General features: G+C 60.4%; 17 protein-coding genes. 16 read left to right on the top strand and 1 reads right to left on the bottom strand.

Annotated features, from left to right (window positions below; genetic code table 11):
• From lpxB to ispD, 10 genes are all read left to right on the top strand, one after another.
• Entirely contained in the window at nt 1-1,131 is a 1,131-nt protein-coding gene (lpxB, locus tag EIY71_RS11520; RefSeq protein WP_085748113.1) for a lipid-A-disaccharide synthase, read from the top strand.
• Nucleotides 1,132-1,142: 11 nt separating this feature from the next.
• Nucleotides 1,143-1,769 (top strand): ribonuclease HII, encoded by a 627-nt coding sequence (rnhB, locus tag EIY71_RS11515; RefSeq protein WP_134021772.1) that lies wholly within the window; start codon nt 1,143-1,145, stop codon nt 1,767-1,769.
• Nucleotides 1,770-1,845: 76 nt separating this feature from the next.
• Nucleotides 1,846-5,367 (top strand): DNA polymerase III subunit alpha, encoded by a 3,522-nt coding sequence (dnaE, locus tag EIY71_RS11510; protein WP_134021738.1) that lies wholly within the window; start codon nt 1,846-1,848, stop codon nt 5,365-5,367.
• Nucleotides 5,368-5,506: 139 nt separating this feature from the next.
• The gene (locus EIY71_RS11505; RefSeq protein WP_085748116.1) at nt 5,507-6,454 is read left to right on the top strand and encodes an acetyl-CoA carboxylase carboxyltransferase subunit alpha; all 948 of its coding nucleotides are present in this window, start codon (nt 5,507-5,509) and stop codon (nt 6,452-6,454) included.
• 146 nt (nt 6,455-6,600) lie between these two features.
• Complete coding sequence (gene tilS / locus EIY71_RS11500) at nt 6,601-7,929, top strand: tRNA lysidine(34) synthetase TilS (RefSeq protein WP_134021736.1); 1,329 nt, start codon at nt 6,601-6,603, stop codon at nt 7,927-7,929.
• Between the two features lie 274 nt (nt 7,930-8,203).
• Nucleotides 8,204-9,835 (top strand): CTP synthase, encoded by a 1,632-nt coding sequence (locus tag EIY71_RS11495; protein WP_007954805.1) that lies wholly within the window; start codon nt 8,204-8,206, stop codon nt 9,833-9,835.
• A 5-nt stretch (nt 9,836-9,840) separates the two neighbouring features.
• Complete coding sequence (kdsA, locus tag EIY71_RS11490; protein ID WP_007954807.1) at nt 9,841-10,686, top strand: 3-deoxy-8-phosphooctulonate synthase; 846 nt, start codon at nt 9,841-9,843, stop codon at nt 10,684-10,686.
• A 156-nt stretch (nt 10,687-10,842) separates the two neighbouring features.
• Nucleotides 10,843-12,132, top strand: a complete 1,290-nt coding sequence (gene eno / locus EIY71_RS11485) for a phosphopyruvate hydratase (RefSeq protein WP_007954808.1) — start codon at nt 10,843-10,845, stop codon at nt 12,130-12,132.
• Between the two features lie 171 nt (nt 12,133-12,303).
• The gene (gene ftsB, locus EIY71_RS11480) at nt 12,304-12,582 is read left to right on the top strand and encodes a cell division protein FtsB (RefSeq protein WP_003222158.1); all 279 of its coding nucleotides are present in this window, start codon (nt 12,304-12,306) and stop codon (nt 12,580-12,582) included.
• A complete protein-coding gene (ispD, locus tag EIY71_RS11475) occupies nt 12,579-13,286 on the top strand; it encodes a 2-C-methyl-D-erythritol 4-phosphate cytidylyltransferase (protein ID WP_085748118.1) in 708 nt (235 codons plus the stop codon). The genes ftsB and ispD overlap by 4 nt, the downstream gene beginning before the upstream one ends.
• On the opposite strand, the gene EIY71_RS11470 is transcribed toward ispD, so the two are convergent.
• Nucleotides 13,283-14,179: a LysR substrate-binding domain-containing protein gene (locus EIY71_RS11470; protein WP_085748119.1), complete on the bottom strand. Its 897-nt coding sequence runs from the start codon at nt 14,177-14,179 to the stop codon at nt 13,283-13,285. The two genes, ispD and EIY71_RS11470, sit on opposite strands and share 4 nt — an antisense overlap.
• A 116-nt stretch (nt 14,180-14,295) precedes the next feature.
• On the opposite strand from EIY71_RS11470, the gene EIY71_RS11465 reads away from it, so the two are divergent.
• From EIY71_RS11465 to EIY71_RS11440, 6 genes are read left to right on the top strand one after another with little or no spacing between them, the layout of a single operon-like run.
• Nucleotides 14,296-15,408: an S-(hydroxymethyl)glutathione dehydrogenase/class III alcohol dehydrogenase gene (locus EIY71_RS11465; protein WP_085748120.1), complete on the top strand. Its 1,113-nt coding sequence runs from the start codon at nt 14,296-14,298 to the stop codon at nt 15,406-15,408.
• Nucleotides 15,409-15,463: 55 nt separating this feature from the next.
• The gene (gene fghA, locus EIY71_RS11460; RefSeq protein WP_085748121.1) at nt 15,464-16,309 is read left to right on the top strand and encodes an S-formylglutathione hydrolase; all 846 of its coding nucleotides are present in this window, start codon (nt 15,464-15,466) and stop codon (nt 16,307-16,309) included.
• Nucleotides 16,310-16,362: 53 nt separating this feature from the next.
• Nucleotides 16,363-16,836 carry a 2-C-methyl-D-erythritol 2,4-cyclodiphosphate synthase gene (gene ispF / locus EIY71_RS11455; protein ID WP_007954821.1) on the top strand — a complete coding sequence of 158 codons (474 nt, stop codon included), beginning with the start codon at nt 16,363-16,365 and terminating at the stop codon, nt 16,834-16,836.
• Nucleotides 16,833-17,891: a tRNA pseudouridine(13) synthase TruD gene (gene truD, locus EIY71_RS11450; RefSeq protein ID WP_011332702.1), complete on the top strand. Its 1,059-nt coding sequence runs from the start codon at nt 16,833-16,835 to the stop codon at nt 17,889-17,891. The genes ispF and truD overlap by 4 nt, the downstream gene beginning before the upstream one ends.
• Nucleotides 17,879-18,628: a 5'/3'-nucleotidase SurE gene (gene surE, locus EIY71_RS11445; protein ID WP_085748122.1), complete on the top strand. Its 750-nt coding sequence runs from the start codon at nt 17,879-17,881 to the stop codon at nt 18,626-18,628. Before truD ends, surE begins: the two co-directional genes overlap by 13 nt.
• A 41-nt stretch (nt 18,629-18,669) precedes the next feature.
• Complete coding sequence (locus tag EIY71_RS11440; RefSeq protein WP_170844894.1) at nt 18,670-19,305, top strand: protein-L-isoaspartate(D-aspartate) O-methyltransferase; 636 nt, start codon at nt 18,670-18,672, stop codon at nt 19,303-19,305.
• Nucleotides 19,306-19,455: the final 150 nt, after the last annotated feature.

Raw genomic sequence — 19,455 nt, 5'->3', positions numbered from 1 at the left:
ATGGCCAATCTTCGTATTGCGCTGGTGGCGGGGGAGGCTTCCGGTGACATTCTGGGCGCCGGTCTCATGCGTGCGCTCAAGGCACAGCATCCCGCGGTGGAGTTCATCGGTGTCGGCGGTCCGCTGATGCAGGCCGAAGGCCTGACTTCCTATTTTCCGATGGAGCGTCTGTCGGTCATGGGGCTGGTGGAGGTCCTGGGGCGGTTGCGTGAGCTGCTCAAGCGCCGCAAGGACCTGATTGCTACCCTGATTGCCGAGAAGCCAGACGTATTCATCGGTATCGACGCGCCGGACTTCAACCTCAATATCGAACTCAAGCTACGTCAGGCCGGAATCAAGACCGTGCATTACGTCAGCCCGTCGGTGTGGGCGTGGCGGCAGAAGCGGGTCCTGAAGATCCGCGAAGGCTGCGACCTGATGCTTACGCTGCTGCCGTTCGAAGCCAGATTCTACGAAGAGAAGGGCGTACCGGTGCGGTTCGTCGGCCATACGCTTGCCGACACCATTCCGCTGGAGGCTGATCGCTCTGCTGCGCGCGCCGAACTCGGTCTGCCGGATGGTCCGCTGGTGGCTTTGATGCCCGGCAGCCGGGGCGGTGAAGTCAGTCGTCTGGGGGCGCTGTTCCTCGATACTGCCCAGCGCGTGCGGGCCATGCGCCCAGGCGTGCGTTTCGTCATACCGTGCGCCAACCCCGAGCGTCGTGCCCAGCTCGAAGAGCTGCTGGCCGGCCGCGACCTGCCGGTGACCCTGCTCGATGGCAAATCCCATCTGGCGCTGGCGGCGTGCAATGCGGTCCTGATCGCGTCGGGTACGGCAACCCTTGAAGCGCTGTTGTACAAGCGCCCGATGGTCGTGGCCTACCGTCTTGCTCCGCTGACGTTCTGGATTCTCAAACGCATGGTCAAGAGCCCGTACGTGTCCCTGCCGAACCTGTTGGCCCAGCGATTGCTGGTCCCGGAATTGTTGCAGGATGATGCCACGGTCGAGGCGCTTGCCCAGACCCTGTCGCCGTTGATCGACGGTGGCGAAGAGCAGACCCGCGGCTTCGACGAGATCCACCGCACCCTGCGCCTGGACGCTTCCAATCAGGCGGCTGACGCCGTTCTGAACCTGATCGGGCAAACACGATGAGCAAGACAAGCATGCAGATGGGCCTGGATTTCACCTTGGTCGCCGAAGTCGAAGAGCTGGTCGCCGGCGTCGATGAAGTCGGTCGCGGCCCGTTGTGCGGCGCGGTCGTTACGGCAGCGGTGATCCTCGATCCGAACCGTCCGATTCTCGGCCTCAACGATTCGAAGAAACTTACCGAAGCCAAGCGCGAAAAGCTCTACGACGAAATCTGCGAGAAGGCGCTGAGCTGGTGCATCGCCCGCGCCGAAGTCGAAGAAATCGACGAACTGAACATCCTTCACGCCACCATGCTGGCGATGCAGCGCGCGGTCGCTGGCCTGCATGTCCAGCCGAAACTGGCAATGATCGACGGCAACCGCTGCCCGAAACTGCCGATGCGTTCCGAAGCGGTGGTGCAGGGCGACGGCAAGGTACCGGCAATTGCAGCAGCGTCGATTCTGGCCAAGGTCAGCCGTGACCGCGAGATGGCAGCGTTTGAGTTGATCTACCCGGGTTACGGCATCGGCGGCCACAAAGGCTACCCGACGCCCGTTCATCTGGAAGCATTGGCGCGCCTCGGACCGACGCCGATTCACCGGCGTTCTTTTGCCCCGGTTCGGCAGGCTTATGAAGCACTGGAAGGTCTCGCGCAGGTTTAGCGGCGAGGCTGATGTTTTGTTCGGGGCCCGGTACAATCCGGGCCTTGTTGTCTCTATGTAACTGGACAGGATCACTATGCCGGCTTCATTCGTTCATCTACGCCTGCACACTGAATACTCCCTGGTCGACGGGCTGGTGCGGATCAAACCGCTGGTCAAGGCCCTGACCGGCATGGGCATGCCGGCCGTTGCGGTGACCGACCAGAACAACATGTGTTCGCTGGTCAAATTCTATAAAAACGCCATGGGTGCCGGGATCAAGCCGATCTGCGGCGCCGACCTGTGGCTGTCGAACAAGGACCCGGACGGGTCGCTGAGCCGGATCAGCCTGCTGGTCATGAATGCCCAGGGCTATCGCAACCTGACCGAGCTGATTTCCCGTGGCTTCATCGACGGTCAGCGTAACGGCATGGTCATCATCGAGCGCGAGTGGGTCGCCGAGGCCAACGAAGGCCTGATCATGCTGTCCGCCGCGAAAGAAGGCGAGATCGGTATGGCCATGATCGGCGGCAACCCCGCCGAAGCCGAGGCGCTGGCCCGCGAATGGATGGCGGTGTTCCCGGATCGTTTCTATCTGGAAATTCAGCGTACCAACCGTCCGAACGACGAAGAACAGTTGCACGGTGCCGTGGCCCTTGCCGACAAGCTCGGCGCGCCGTTGGTAGCTACGAACGACGTACGCTTCATCAAGCAGGAAGACTTCGCCGCCCACGAAACCCGTGTCTGCATCGGTGAGGGCCGGGCCCTCGACGACCCACGGCGATCCAAGAACTACAGCGACCAGCAGTACCTGAAAAGCGCCGAGGAAATGGCCGAGCTGTTCAGCGACCTGCCCGATGCGATCGAGAACACCGTCGAGATCGCCAAGCGCTGCAACATCGACGTGAAGCTGGGCAAGCACTTCCTGCCCGACTATCCAATTCCCGATGGCATGACCATTGACGAATATTTCCGCAAGGTCTCGTTCGACGGTCTGGAAGAGCGCCTCAGCGTGCTGCTGCCCAAGGACACCACCGAGGACTACGAGGCCAAGCGTCAGGTCTACGTCGACCGGCTGAATTTCGAGCTGGATATCATCATCCAGATGGGGTTCCCCGGTTACTTCCTGATCGTGATGGACTTTATCCAGTGGGCCAAGAACAACGGTGTTCCGGTGGGCCCAGGCCGGGGGTCGGGTGCCGGATCGCTGGTGGCCTATGTGCAGAAGATCACCGACCTCGATCCGCTGGAATATGACCTGCTGTTCGAACGTTTCCTCAACCCGGAACGGGTATCGATGCCCGACTTCGACGTCGACTTCTGCATGGACGGTCGCGACCGGGTAATCGATTACGTGGCCGAAAAATACGGCCGTAACGCCGTAAGCCAGATCATCACCTTCGGTTCCATGGCCGCTAAAGCTGTGGTGCGCGACGTGGCGCGGGCCCAGGGCAAGTCGTTCGGCCTGGCGGATCGCCTGTCGAAGATGATTCCGTTCGAAGTCGGCATGACCCTGGAAAAAGCCTACGAGCAGGAAGAAATCCTGCGCGACTTCATTAAGGTCGATGAAGAAGCGGCGGAAATCTGGGAAATGGCGCGCAAGCTCGAAGGCGTGGTGCGTAACGTCGGTAAACACGCCGGTGGTGTGGTCATCGCGCCGACCAAGCTGACCGACTTCTCGCCGATCTATTGCGACGAGGCCGGCGACGGTCTGGTGACCCAGTTCGACAAGGACGACGTCGAGGCGGCCGGTCTGGTGAAGTTCGACTTCCTCGGTCTGCGGACCCTGACGATCATCGACTGGGCGCTGAAGACCATCAACCGCGACCGCGCCAAGGTCAACGAGCCGCCGCTGGACATCGCTTTCATCCCGCTGGATGACAAGCCGACCTATCAGCTGCTGCAAAAAGCTGAAACCACCGCTGTGTTCCAACTTGAATCCCGCGGGATGAAAGAGCTGATCAAAAAGCTCAAGCCCGACTGCCTCGAAGACTTGATCGCACTGGTGGCCCTGTTCCGTCCGGGGCCGCTGCAGTCCGGCATGGTGGATGACTTCATCAACCGTAAGCACGGTCGCGCAGAACTTGCTTATCCGCACCCGGATTACCAATACGAAGGTTTGCAGCCGGTATTGGCGCCGACCTACGGCATCATCCTGTATCAGGAACAGGTGATGCAGATCGCCCAGGTCATGGCCGGTTACACCCTCGGTGGTGCGGACATGCTGCGTCGGGCGATGGGTAAGAAGAAACCCGAGGAAATGGCCAAGCAGCGCGGCGGTTTCATTGAGGGTTGTGCGTCGAACAATATCGACGCGGATCTGGCCGGTAACATTTTCGACCTGGTGGAAAAATTCGCCGGTTACGGCTTCAACAAATCCCACTCCGCCGCCTACGGCCTGGTGTCGTACCAGACTGCCTGGCTGAAAGCCCACTACCCGGCGCCGTTCATGGCCGCGGTACTGTCGGCGGATATGCACAACACCGACAAGGTTGTGACCTTGATCGAGGAAGTGCGCACGATGAAGCTGCGCCTCGACGCGCCGGACGTGAACACCTCTGAGTTCAAGTTTACGGTGAACGACGAAGGTCGCATCGTGTACGGCCTGGGCGCGATCAAAGGCGTCGGCGAAGGCCCGGTGGAAGCGATCACCGAAGCCCGTCAGGCCGGTCCGTTCAAGGATTTGTTCGACTTCTGCGCCCGGGTCGACCTCAAGCGCATCAACAAGCGCACGCTGGACGGTCTGATCCGCAGCGGCGCGCTGGATCGCCTCGGCCCGTACTTCCATGACGAGCAAAAGGCTTATCAGGCCAACATCGACCGCAACCGCGCCGTGCTGCTGGCGGCGATGGAGGAGGCGATCAAGTCGGCCGAGCAGACCGCACGCACCCGTGACAGCGGCCACGCCGACCTGTTTGGCGGGCTGTTCGTCGAGGAAGACGCGGACGTTTACGCGATCCACCGCAAGGCGAAGGAGCTGACGCTCAAGGAGCGCCTCAAAGGTGAAAAAGACACCTTGGGCCTGTACCTGACCGGTCACCCGATTGACGAGTACGAAGGTGAGATCCGCCGTTTCGCCCGTCAGCGCATCATCGACCTGAAACCGGCCCGGGATACCCAGACCGTGGCGGGGATGATCATTGCCCTGCGGGTGATGAAGAACAAAAAGGGCGACAAGATGGGGTTCATCACGCTCGATGATCGCTCCGGACGGATCGAGGCGTCGCTGTTCGCCGATGCGTTCCACTCCGCGCAATCGCTGCTTCAGACCGATGCGATGGTGGTGGTCGAGGGCGAGGTCAGCAACGATGACTTCTCCGGTGGTCTGCGGCTGCGGGTCAAGCGGGTGATGAGCATGGAAGATGCGCGTACCAACCTGGCCGAAAGCCTGCGCCTGAAGTTGCAAACCCAGGATCTGAAAGGCGATCAGCTACGCTGGTTGGGTGATTTGCTCAAGCGTCATCGCGGGGCGTGCCCGATCACCATGGAGTACACCAGTCCCGATGCGAAGACCTTGCTGCAGTTTGGCGAGACCTGGCGGATCGACCCGGCGGATGCCTTGATTCAAGCCCTGCGTGACCAGTTCGGGCGAGACAACGTCTTCCTCCAATACCGTTGACCGGCAGGTGCTATCAAAGCGCCTGCCCACAACCTGAATTTTTAATCTCGACCTCAGCGCGCCTCTCCCTTAAGGTAGGGCGCGAATAGACAACCGGCCGGCCCAAGCTCATTTGGGACACGACCCAAGACGGACGCCTATGAACCCGAATTTTCTAGATTTCGAACAGCCGATCGCCGACCTGCAAGCCAAGATCGAAGAGTTGCGCTTGGTCGGTAATGACAATTCGCTGAATATCGGCGATGAGATCTCCCGCCTGCAGGACAAGAGCAAGACGCTGACCGAAGACATTTTCGGCAAGCTGACCAGCTGGCAGATCGCTCGTCTGGCGCGTCACCCGAAACGTCCTTACACCCTGGACTACATCGAGCACATCTTCACCGAGTTCGACGAACTGCACGGTGACCGTCACTTCTCCGACGACGCGGCCATTGTGGGCGGCGTGGCACGTCTGGAAGACCAGCCAGTGATGGTGATCGGTCACCAGAAGGGCCGTGAAGTGCGTGAAAAGGTACGCCGCAACTTCGGCATGCCGCGTCCGGAAGGCTACCGCAAGGCTTGCCGCCTGATGGAAATGGCCGAACGTTTCAAGATGCCGATCCTGACCTTCATCGACACCCCGGGCGCCTACCCTGGCATCGACGCCGAAGAGCGCAATCAGAGCGAAGCGATCGCCTGGAACCTGCGCGTCATGGCTCGCCTGAAAACCCCGATCATCGCCACCGTGATTGGTGAAGGTGGTTCCGGCGGTGCACTGGCGATCGGCGTGTGCGATCAGTTGAACATGCTGCAGTACTCGACCTACGCGGTGATCTCGCCGGAAGGTTGCGCGTCGATTCTGTGGAAAACCGCAGAGAAAGCGCCGGATGCTGCTGAAGCGATGGGCATCACCGCCGAGCGTCTGAAAGGCCTGGGCATCGTCGACAAGGTGATCGGCGAGCCTCTGGGTGGCGCTCACCGCGATCCGGCTGCGGCCGCTGCCTCGATCCGCGCCGAGCTGAGCTCGCAACTGGCGATGCTGAAGAAGTTCGACAACGAAGCGCTGCTCAAGCGTCGTTACGATCGTCTGATGAGCTACGGCCTCTAAGTCGAGCCGTTTCGGCCAACGATGCAGAACACTGTGGGAGCGGGCTTGCCCGCGAATGCGATGTAACATCCAACGACTGTGTTGGCTGTTTCAGCGCTTTCGCGAGCAAGCCCGCTCCCACATTTGGTTTGTGAAAAGGTAGAAAAATGGGTCAGCCCTCGATTGATTTGCCTTCCAGGCTTCTGCGCAATCTCAAGCCCTGGCTCGGCGCTTCCCATTGGCGCATCGCCTTCTCCGGTGGCCTCGATTCCACCGTTCTGCTGCACCTCCTCGCCAATCTTGCCAAAACCCATTCCCTTCCCGCGCTAAGTGCCATCCATGTCCATCACGGCCTTCAGACTGTGGCCGACGCGTGGCCGGCGCATTGTCAGGCTGTCTGCGATGAACTGGCGGTGCCGTTGCAAGTGGTGCATGTGCAGGTGCAGCCGGGGGCGAGTCTGGAGCGGGCGGCGCGGGATGCGCGCTATGCAGCGTTCATAGCGGCGACTCAGGCCAGTGATGTGCTGCTGACCGGGCAGCATCGCGATGATCAGGCTGAAACGCTGTTGTTTCGCCTGTTGCGTGGCGCTGGCGTGCGTGGGTTGTCCGGTATGCCAGTTCAGCGCGTGCTGGGGCAGGGCAGTCTGGTTCGGCCGTTACTCGATGTTACGCGGGCCGAGCTGGAAGCCTATGCGCACGACCATGGTCTGCGTTGGATTGAGGACCCTTCCAATCAGGATCGACAGTTCTCGCGCAACTATCTGCGCCATCAGGTCATGCCGTTGCTGACCGGCCGCTGGCCTCAGGCTCACGCCAGCATGGCCCGCAGTGCGGCGCATCTGCGTGAGGCGCAAGGTTTGCTCGATGAGCTGGCTCAAATCGATCTGGCTCAAGCAAGCTTGCCCGCCGAGTTCGAATGGTCGGGATTGCCATCATTGGAGTTTGCGGCCATCGCGGGGTTGTCCGATGCCCGTCAGCGAAACGCACTCAGTCACTGGCTTGAACCGCTGACCCGACTGCCGGATACCGACCATTGGTCGGGTTGGGCGGACCTGCGCGATGCCGGCAACGATGCCTCGCCGATCTGGCGTCTGGCGGATGGCGAGTTGCATCGAAGCGCCGGTCGCTTGTGGTGGCTCAGCGGGCAATGGCTACGCGCACCGGTGGTCAGCGGCGACTGGCACGAGCCGTCGCTGGCGCTACGCTTGCCCGATAACGGACGTGTCATGTTCAGCGGTCAGACTCCCGCCGGGCCGCTGCAAATCCGCTATCGGCAGGGCGGCGAGGTGATGCATCTGGCGGATCGCGGTCATCGTGATCTCAAGCGCCTGCTCAATGAGCGCGCGGTGCCGGGCTTCGTGCGTGGCAGATTGCCGCTGCTGTTTCGCGGTGAAGAATTGCTCGCCGTGGCGAACCTGCCGGGGCTCGACGGCAATGCGCTGGAAGGCTGGCGATTGCATTGGCAGCCTTCGGACGAAGATCAAGGTTTGAGATGAAGGGGGCATTCCGGTAGACTACGCTCCCTTCTTGATACAACTTCTGTGGATTCGCCTGAATTGCAGGAGTTGCCGATTACCAAGCAGTCTTTGCTGGGCGATTCCAAAAAATGTGTAGCGAGCAACGTACCGGTGTTTTCACTTCCGGTCTGTCCCAACGCGGCGGTTTTTTTGAAAGGTGCACTGTGATTAATGCAGGTGATCGGGGGCTTCGGCCTTCCTTCGCTTTCCCCGGCGGCTCGGACCGCTTTAACGCAGACTTCTAGGGTTTTTCATGACGCGCTACATATTCGTCACGGGCGGTGTTGTTTCTTCTTTGGGGAAAGGCATTGCATCGGCTTCATTGGCGGCCATCCTGGAGGCGCGGGGGCTTAAGGTCACCATGCTGAAGCTGGATCCGTACATCAACGTCGACCCGGGCACCATGAGCCCGTTCCAGCACGGTGAAGTGTTCGTCACCCACGACGGCGCCGAGACCGACCTGGACCTGGGCCACTACGAGCGGTTCATCCGCACGACCATGACCCAGAACAACAACTTCACCACCGGCCGTGTCTACGAGCACGTGCTGCGCAAAGAGCGCCGTGGTGACTACCTGGGTGCAACCATCCAGGTGATTCCGCACATCACCGACGAAATCAAGCGTCGCATCATCAAGGGCGCCGGCGATGCCGACGTGGCCCTGGTGGAAATCGGCGGCACCGTTGGCGACATTGAGTCGCAACCGTTCCTCGAAGCCATCCGCCAGCTGCGTGTGGAAGTCGGTTCCAAGCGCGCGATGCTGATGCACCTGACCCTGGTTCCGTACATCGCCACCGCGGGCGAAACCAAGACCAAGCCGACCCAGCACTCCGTGAAGGAACTGCGTTCGATCGGCCTGCAGCCAGACGTTCTGATCTGCCGTTCCGACCATCCGGTGGATGTGTCGTCGCGTCGCAAGATCGCACTGTTCACCAACGTTGAAGAGCGTGCGGTGATCTCCCTGGAAGACGTCGACACCATCTACAAGATCCCGGCCGTGCTGCACGCTCAGGGTCTGGACGATTTCGTCGTCGAGCGTTTCGGTCTGCAATGCAATGGCGCCGACCTGTCCGAGTGGGAAAAGGTCGTTGATGCCAAGCTCAATCCAGAGCACGAAGTCACCATCGCGATGGTCGGCAAGTACATGGAGCTGCTGGACGCCTACAAGTCGCTGATCGAAGCGATGAGTCACGCCGGCATCACCAACCGTACCAAGGTCAACCTGCGCTACATCGATTCCGAAGACATCGAGAACCAGGGCACCGCGCTGCTGGAAGGCGTCGACGCGATCCTCGTACCGGGCGGCTTCGGTCTGCGTGGCGTGGAAGGCAAGATCACTGCCGTTCAATACGCTCGCGAAAACAAGGTTCCATACCTGGGGATCTGCCTGGGCATGCAAGTGGCGGTCATCGAGTTCGCCCGTAACGTGCTGGGCTGGAAAGACGCCAACTCCACCGAGTTCGATCGTGCCAGCGGCCATCCGGTTGTCGGTCTGATCACCGAGTGGGAAGACGCTACCGGTGCAGTCGAAACCCGTACCGAAGCGTCCGATCTGGGCGGCACCATGCGCCTCGGCGCTCAGGAATGCCTGCTTGAAGCCGGCTCCAAGGTGCACGACTGCTACGGCAAGGATGTGATTGTCGAGCGTCACCGTCACCGTTACGAAGTGAACAACAACCTGCTGCCGCAAATCATCGAGGCTGGCCTGAAAATCTCCGGTCGCTCTTCCGATGCTGCGCTGGTTGAAGTGGTCGAAGCTCCGGATCATCCATGGTTCGTCGCTTGCCAGTTCCACCCAGAGTTCACCTCGACGCCACGCGATGGCCATCCGCTGTTCAGCGGCTTCGTCAAAGCGGCATTGGCTCAACACCAGAAGAAGGCGTAACCCCGATGGCACAGAAGATCATCCGCGTCGGCGACATCGAGATTGCCAACGACAAACCCATGGTGCTGTTCGGCGGCATGAACGTGCTGGAAAGCCGTGACATGGCCATGCAGGTTTGCGAAGAGTACGTGAAGGTCACCGAAAAACTCGGCATCCCTTACGTGTTCAAGGCCAGCTTCGACAAGGCCAACCGTTCTTCTGTGACCTCTTATCGCGGTCCTGGCCTGGAAGAGGGCATGCGCATCTTCCAGGACATCAAACAAGCCTTCGGCGTGCCGATCATCACCGACGTCCACGAGCCTGACCAGGCCGCGGTCGTCGCCGAGGTCTGCGACATCATCCAGCTGCCGGCCTTCCTGTCGCGCCAGACCGACCTCGTGGTCGCGATGGCCAAGACCAATGCCGTCATCAACATCAAGAAAGCCCAGTTCCTCGCGCCTCAGGAAATGAAACACATCCTGAACAAGTGCGTGGAAGCGGGTAACGATCAGTTGATCCTCTGCGAGCGTGGTTCGAGCTTCGGCTACAACAACCTCGTGGTCGACATGCTCGGCTTCGGCATCATGAAGCAGTTCGAGTACCCGGTATTCTTCGACGTGACCCATTCGCTGCAAATGCCTGGCGGTCGTTCCGACTCTGCCGGCGGTCGCCGCGCCCAGGTCACCGACCTGGCCAAGGCTGGCATGAGCCAGTCGCTGGCGGGCCTGTTCCTCGAAGCGCACCCGGATCCGGACAACGCCAAATGCGACGGCCCTTGCGCCTTGCGTCTGGACAAACTGGAGCCATTCCTGGCCCAGCTCAAAGCCCTGGACGAACTGGTGAAGAGTTTTCCGACGGTAGAAACCGCGTAAACCTCAATTCTCCGGTAAAGTACCGCACGATTTGTCGCTCATGCCCTCGGGTATGAGCGTTGTCGTCTGCAAGCTGCCCGCTGCACACCACTTGCCGACGGTAAAAAGATTTCCTCTAGCTGCGTCGTTTTCGTCAACTTTGGAGTGTTTACAACAATGGCAAAAATCGTCGACATCAAAGGTCGTGAAGTTCTCGACTCCCGTGGCAATCCCACCGTGGAAGCGGACGTGCTTCTCGACAACGGCATCATCGGCAGCGCTTGCGCGCCGTCCGGTGCATCCACTGGCTCGCGTGAAGCGCTCGAGCTGCGTGATGGCGACAAGAGCCGTTACCTGGGCAAGGGCGTGCTCAAGGCGGTAGCCAACATCAACGGTCCGATCCGCGATCTGCTGCTGGGCACCGACCCAAGCGACCAGAAAGCGCTGGATCACGCGATGATCAAGCTGGACGGTACTGAAAACAAAGCGACCCTGGGCGCCAACGCCATCCTCGCCGTTTCTCTGGCTGCGGCCAAGGCGGCTGCACAGGATCAGGATCTGCCGCTGTACGCTCACATCGCCAACCTGAACGGCACCCCGGGTGTGTACTCGATGCCGGTTCCGATGATGAACATCATCAACGGTGGCGAACACGCCGACAACAACGTCGACATCCAGGAATTCATGGTTCAGCCGGTTGGCGCCAAGTCTTTCTCGGAAGGTCTGCGCATGGGCACCGAGATTTTCCATCACCTGAAAGCCGTGCTGAAGGCCCGTGGCCTGAGCACTGCTGTCGGTGACGAAGGCGGTTTCGCGCCGAACCTGGCTTCCAACGAAGACGCACTGAAAGTGATCTCCGAAGCAGTCGCCAACGCCGGTTACAAGCTGGGCACCGACGTGACCCTGGCTCTGGACTGCGCGGCCAGCGAGTTCTTCGAAGACGGCAAGTACAACCTGTCCGGCGAAGGCCAGGTGTTCACCGCTGAAGGTTTCGCCGACTACCTTAAAGGTCTGACCGAGCGTTACCCGATCATCTCGATCGAAGACGGTCTGGACGAGTCCGACTGGGCTGGCTGGAAGATCCTCACCGACAAGATCGGCGAGAAGACCCAACTGGTCGGCGACGACCTGTTCGTGACCAACACCAAGATCCTGAAAGAAGGCATCGATAAAAAGATCGCCAACTCGATCCTGATCAAGTTCAACCAGATCGGCACCCTGACCGAAACCCTGGAAGCCATCCAGATGGCCAAGGCTGCCGGTTACACCGCCGTGATCTCGCACCGTTCCGGCGAAACCGAAGATTCGACCATTGCCGACCTGGCTGTGGGTACTTCGGCTGGCCAGATCAAGACCGGTTCGCTGTGCCGTTCCGACCGCGTTTCCAAGTACAACCAACTGCTGCGTATCGAAGAGCAGTTGAATGGCAAGGCCAAGTACAACGGTCGCAGCGAGTTTCGCGGCTGAGCAGTAAATGATAGAAAGACACCGGATTGTGTCGGAAAAGTCGTGACAGCGATGGATTTGCCACTAATCTGATGCCTTATATGCACAAGCCTGGATATTCCAGGCTTCGTGCTATCAGATGCTTCAAAGTTTTGGCGTGGCTGTCTTTTTTCACTGGATACCTGATATTCGATGCGCAGTCCTTACTGGTTGTTTCTCGTTTTGCTCTTGCTGCTGGCCGGTCTGCAGTACCGCCTGTGGGTGGGCAATGGCAGTCTGGCGCAAGTCGCCGAACTGAATCAGCAGATTGCTGATCAACACGCCGAGAACGAAGCCCTGCTGGAGCGCAACCGGGTGATGGACGCTGAAGTCAGCGAGTTGAAAAAAGGCATGGAGACCGTTGAAGAGCGGGCTCGTCACGAACTGGGCATGGTCAAGGACGGCGAAACCCTTTACCAGTTGGCCCAATGATCGATTCCCTGCCGGCCTTCTGGGCCGTGATTCCTGCCGCGGGCGTCGGTGCCCGTATGGCCGCGGACCGTCCCAAGCAATATCTGCAACTGGGCGGGCGCACAATTCTCGAACACAGCCTCGGCTGTTTCCTCGATCACCCGAGCCTCAAGGGCCTGGTGGTCAGTCTTGCCGTTGATGATCCTTATTGGCCGAACCTGGCCAGCGCCAGTGATCCGCGCATTCAACGGGTTGACGGTGGTGCCGAACGTTCCGGCTCGGTGCTCAACGCCTTGCTTCATCTGCATGCCCAAGGTGCCGACGACGAGGACTGGGTGCTGGTGCACGATGCGGCGCGGCCTAATCTGAGCCGTGACGATCTCGACAAACTGCTCGCTGAGCTGGCGAACGATTCGGTCGGCGGCCTGTTGGCCGTGCCGGCGAAGGACACTCTTAAGCGGGTCGACAAGCACGGTCGAGTGGTGGAAACCGTTGATCGCAGTGTGATCTGGCAAGCCTATACGCCGCAGATGTTCCGCCTCGGTGCACTGCACCGCGCGCTGGCAGACAGTCTGGTGGCGGATGCAGTGATCACCGATGAAGCCTCGGCGATGGAGTGGGCCGGCATGGCGCCACGCCTGATCGAAGGCCGTGCGGATAACCTGAAAGTCACCCGCCCCGAAGACCTCGAATGGTTGCGCCAGCGCTGGGCCAATCGACGTTAAGCCCGATATTCCGGCCGTTCGGCCAAGCCTTCCTTGAGAAAGTCCACCAGTTTGCGCACCTTCGGCGACAAGTGCCGCTGCTGTGGGTACAGCGCCCACACCGCCGTATTCGGCGGTTGATGCGCTTCCAAAAGCGAAACCAACGCACCGCTGTGCAGATGTTCCAGCACGTAATAGTCCGGCAACTGACACAAGCCGACGCCTTGTAGTGCCGCATCCAGCACCGCTTGCCCACTGTTGCAGCGCCAGTTTCCCTGCACCCGCTGGGAAAATTCCCGCCCATTTTGTTCAAGCTGCCAGATGTCCGAGCTGCCGATCAGGCAATTGTGCCGTCCCAGTTCCGACAAACTGTGTGGGCGCCCGTACCGTTCAAGGTAGGAAGGCGATGCACACAGATACATGCGTCGCGGTGCCAGCCGGGTCGCCACCAGCCGGGAATCCTGAAGCCGGCCAAGACGGATCGCCAGGTCCAGGCCTTCATGCACCAGATCGAGTTGCCGGTTGGTCAGTTCGATATCGATGCGCAGTTGCGGGTAATGCCCCATGAAACGGGTCACCAGCGGCACGATGAAGCGTTCGCCGTAAGCCACGGCACAGGTCATGCGCAGCATGCCTTTGGGTTCGCTGGTCAGGTCGCCGACTGCGCGCAGCGCTTCTTCGCGACCGTCCTGCAGACGCTGGCAATGTTGCAGAAAGGTCTGGCCGGCTTCGGTCAGGGTGACGCGCCGGGTACTGCGGTACAGCAGTCGCGTCTGCAAGCGCTCTTCCAGTCGTACGATTTGTCGACTGATGTGCGAGGAAGAAACGCCCAGGCGTTCGGCAGCCGCAGTGAACTGGCTGCATTCGGCAACGGCGACGAACTCGTCGATGCCTTCCCAGCGGTTTTCGGACATGGGGATTATCCCTGTATGGCAATAATGTTTTGCTTTTGCCAGGATTATTCATCAAGCAGCGCTGAACTACACTGACTGTCTGGTTTTTTATTCAATCGATTCACTGGAGAGTCAGCATGATCAAGTCGCGCGCCGCCGTTGCCTTCGAGGCCAAGAAGCCGCTGGAAATCGTAGAAGTCGATGTCGCCATGCCCAAGGCCGGTGAAGTGCTGCTGCGCGTGGTGGCTTCCGGGGTTTGCCACACTGACGCTTACACCCTGTCCGGCGCTGATCCGGAAGGTATCTTCCCGTCGATCCTCGGTCACGAAGGCGGTGCCATCGTCGAAGCGATCGGCGAAGGCGTGACCTCGGTGGCCGTCGGCGACCACGTGATTCCGCTGTACACCCCGGAATGCGGCCAGTGCAAATTCTGTAAGTCGGGCAAAACCAACCTGTGTCAGGCGATCCGCGCCACCCAGGGCAAGGGCCTGATGCCGGACGGCACTTCACGCTTTTCCTACAAGGGCCAAACGATTTTCCACTACATGGGCACTTCGACGTTCTCCGAGTACACCGTGCTGCCGGAAATCTCCGTGGCCAAGATCTCCAAAGATGCCCCGCTGGAAAAGGTCTGTCTGCTCGGCTGCGGCGTGACCACCGGTATCGGCGCAGTGATCAACACCGCTAAAGTCAAACCGGGTGACACCGTGGCCATCTTCGGTCTCGGCGGCATCGGTCTGTCGGCCGTGATTGGTGCAGTGAAGGCCAAGGCCGCGCGCATCATCGCCATCGACATCAACCCGGCCAAGTTCGAAATCGCCAAACAATTGGGTGCTACCGACTGCGTGAACCCGAAAGACTTCGATCGTCCGATCCAGGAAGTGATCGTGGACATGACCGATGGCGGCGTCGACTTCTCTTTCGAATGCATCGGCAACGTGCAGCTGATGCGCGCAGCCCTCGAGTGCTGCCACAAGGGTTGGGGCGAGTCGGTCATCATCGGTGTTGCCGGCGCCGGCCAGGAAATCTCCACCCGTCCGTTCCAGCTGGTGACCGGTCGCGTCTGGCGTGGTTCGGCGTTTGGTGGCGTGCGTGGTCGTACCGAATTGCCAAGCTACGTCGATATGGCGCAAAGCGGCGAAATCCCGCTGGATACTTTCATCACCCACACCATGGGCCTGGAAGACATCAACAAAGCCTTCGACCTGATGCACGAAGGCAAGAGTATTCGCACCGTCATTCATTTCTGATCAATCGCGATGCCACCGCTGCCTAAGTGCAGCTGTGGTTGCGTAGGAGTCCTACATGAGTCTGGAAAACATCTCCTGTCAGAAAAGTTTCGGCGGTTGGCACAAGCGCTATCGCCATCGTTCCGAAGTGCTGGGCTGCGACATGGTGTTTGCCGTGTATCTGCCGCCGCAGGCAGAGCAGGGCGGCAAGTTGCCGGTGCTGTACTGGCTGTCGGGCCTGACCTGCACGGACGAGAACTTCATGCAGAAGGCCGGCGCGATGCGCATGGCGGCCGAACTCGGTCTGATCATCGTAGCGCCGGACACGAGCCCCCGTGGCCCCGACGTACCGGGTGATCCTGACGGGGCCTGGGATTTCGGCCTAGGTGCCGGGTTTTATCTGAATGCCACGCAGGAACCCTGGTCGCGGCACTATCGGATGCATGACTACGTCGTGCAGGAATTGCCTTCACTGGTTGAGGCGCATTTCCCGGCCTCGGACAAGCGCAGCATCAGTGGCCACTCCATGGGCGGCCACGGTGCATTGGTTTGTGCGTTGCGCAATCCGGGTCGTTACCAGTCGGTTTCGGCGTTTTCGCCAATCAACAATCCGATTGATTGCCCGTGGGGCCAGAAGGCATTCACCCGCTATCTGGGCGAAGACCGTTCGAAGTGGCGCGAGTGGGATGCCTGTGCACTGATCGCCGAAGCGGACGAGAAACTGCCACTGCTGGTCGATCAGGGTGACCGCGACGATTTCCTCGCCACCCAGCTCAAACCGGAAGCCCTGCAACAAGCGGCAAAACAAGCGGGCCACCCGCTGACGTTGCGCCTGCAACCGGGCTACGACCACAGCTATTTCTTCATCGCGAGCTTCATTGACGACCACTTGCAGCATCACGCACGCGCTCTAGGCGCCTAACGCCTGACAAAGCAGGTAGAATCACGCCCTGACAAAATTCGGGGCGTTTTTTTATGCGTATTGGCCACGGCTATGATGTGCACCGTTTCGCTGAAGGCGATTTCATTACTCTGGGCGGCGTGCGAATCGCACACGGCTTCGGGCTGCTCGCTCACTCCGATGGTGACGTCCTGCTGCATGCCTTGAGCGACGCCTTGCTCGGCGCGGCTGCGCTGGGTGATATCGGCAAGCATTTCCCGGATACCGACCCGCAATTCAAGGGCGCCGACAGCCGTGTGCTGCTGCGTCACGTGGTCAGTCTGATCCACGCCAAAGGCTGGAAGGTCGGCAACGTCGACAACACCATCGTTGCCCAGGCACCGAAAATGGCCCCCCATATCGAATCGATGCGCGCGCTGATTGCCGCGGATCTGCAAGTAGAACTGGATCAAGTGAACGTGAAAGCCACCACCACCGAGAAGCTCGGCTTCGTCGGTCGCGAAGAAGGCATCGCCGTGCATTCCGTTGCCTTGTTGCTGCGCGCATGAACGAACTGCAACTGCTCGGCCCGCGGGCCTATGGCGACGCCCTCGGCACCGCGGTACTCAAAGCCATCGCCGAAGATTTCCAGGTCGATGAAGTTCTCGACATTCCGTTCAGCGGTGACGGCGAGCACCTGTGGATCTGGGTGGAAAAGCGCGGTCTGAATACTGAAGAAGCCGCGCGCCGTATCGCCAAGGCCGCCGGTGTACCGCTGCGCACGGTGAGCTATGCCGGTCTGAAGGATCGTCAGGCGCTGACCCGTCAGTGGTTCAGCGTGCAACTCCCGGGCAAGGCCGATCCGGATCTGTCGGCGGCGGAAAACGACACGCTGAAAATCCTCAAGACCACCCGCCACAAACGCAAGCTGCAGCGCGGTGCGCATTCGGCCAACGGTTTCACGCTGCGCCTGACCCAGTTCAATGGCGACAAGGCCGCCATCGACGAGCGTCTGCAACTGATCGCCAAACAAGGTATCCCGAATTATTTCGGTGCCCAGCGTTTCGGCCATGACGGTGGCAACGTCGTCGATGCCCGTTCGTGGGCCGCGCGCAAGGCACTGCCGGAACAACGCAATGTGCGTTCGCGCCTGCTGTCGACCGCGCGCAGTTTTCTGTTCAATCAGGTGCTCGCAGCGCGGGTCGCCGATGGCACCTGGCAGCGTGCCCAGGTTGGCGATCTACTGGCCTTCACTGACAGCCGCAGCTTTTTCCCGGCCGGTGAAGCCGAGTGCAGCGACCCGCGTCTGGCGATTCTTGACCTGCATCCGACCGGTCCGCAGTGGGGCGAAGGTGACTCGCCGGCGGCCGGGGTTGTCCATGATCTGGAGCAGGGGATTGCCGCACGCGAGGCGGATCTGCGCGATTGGTTGATTAATGCCGGTATGAGCCACGAACGTCGCATCCTGCGGCTGCCCATTGGCGGGTTGACGTGGCATTATCCCGAGCCTGACATTCTGCAACTGGAATTCGTCCTCCCGGCCGGATGCTTCGCCACCGTATTGGTGCGCGAACTCGTTGATCTGGTGCCGGTGGGGCAGACGGACAGCCCATGCGTATTCTGATTTCTAACGACGATGGGGTGACTGCGCCCGGTCTTGCCGCGCTTTATGCTGCGCTGGCGGATTACACCGAGTGCGTGGTTATCGCCCCGGAACAGGACAAGAGCGGTGCCAGCAGTTCGCTGACACTCGACCGTCCGCTGCACCCGCAATACCTGGCCAACGGCTTTATCAGCCTCAATGGCACACCGACCGACTGCGTTCATCTGGGACTCAACGGCTTGCTCGAACGCCAGCCGGACATGGTGGTTTCGGGTATCAACCTGGGCGCCAACCTGGGGGATGACGTGCTGTATTCCGGAACGGTGGCAGCCGCCCTTGAGGGCCGCTTTCTCGAGCGCCCGTCGTTTGCCTTCTCACTGGTTTCGCGGCAGGTCGACAACCTGCCCACGGCCGCCTACTTTGCGCGCAAACTGGTCGAGGCCCACGCCGGGCTTGATCTGCCACCGCGCACGGTGCTGAACGTGAACATTCCGAATCTGCCGATCGATCACATTCGCGGCATTCAACTGACCCGTCTCGGCCATCGCGCCCGTGCGGCTGCACCGATGAAAGTCGTCGACCCGCGTGGAAAGGCCGGCTACTGGATCGCAGCGGCAGGTGATGCGGAAGATGGCGGGCCGGGCACCGATTTCCATGCGGTGATGCAAGGTTACGTATCCATCACTCCGTTGCAGCTCGATCGCACCTTCAATGATGCCTTCCGAAGTCTCGACGGCTGGCTGGAGGGGCTCAACTGATGGCTCGTGAACAAGACGACAGGCTGCGCAGCGGCATCGGGATGACGTCCCAGCGAACCCGTGAGCGCCTGATCCAGCGTCTGTACGAAGAGGGCGTTTCCAACGCCAGCGTGCTGGAAGTGATCCGCCGCACCCCGCGCCACCTGTTCGTCGATGAAGCGCTGGCGCACCGTGCCTATGAGGACACCGCGCTGCCGATCGGCAACAACCAGACCATTTCCCAGCCTTATATGGTGGCGCGCATGAGCGAGCTGCTGCTGGAGGCCGGGCCGCTGGATAAAGTACTGGAGATCGGCACCGGCTCCGGTTATCAGACGGCGGTGCTGTCGCAACTGGTCGAGCGAGTGTTCTCGGTGGAGCGCATCAAGGTTCTGCAGGATCGGGCCAAGGAACGCCTGGTCGAGCTCAACCTGCGCAACGTGGTGTTTCGTTGGGGCGATGGCTGGGAAGGCTGGCCGGCGCTGGCGCCATACAACGGCATCATCGTCACGGCGGTGGCGACCGATGTGCCTCAGGCTTTGCTTGATCAACTGGCGCCGGGCGGGCGGATGGTGATCCCGGTCGGCTCGGGTGAAGTGCAGCAATTGATGCTGATCGTGCGCGAAGAAAACGGCTTCTCCCGACACGTTCTGGGGGCAGTGCGTTTCGTGCCATTGCTGAACGGTCCGCTGGCCTGAGCATTTGTTTCACGATGCTGAATTCCTGTCGAGTGCGCCTGTCTTACAGCGGCAGCGAATGTTTAAACAGGATGGATCGTCTACAAGCAAACGTGTGCGCCGAGCCATAGCGCTTCTATAAAGGTAAAGCCGGTTGCGCCCGTTATACTT

It is taken from the genome of Pseudomonas sp. CH235, from assembly GCF_004368175.1.
Taxonomy (GTDB): Bacteria; Pseudomonadota; Gammaproteobacteria; order Pseudomonadales; family Pseudomonadaceae; genus Aquipseudomonas; species Aquipseudomonas paraglycinae.
Note: the sequence above shows the minus strand (reverse complement) of the source record. Positions and strands in the feature narration are given on the sequence as shown.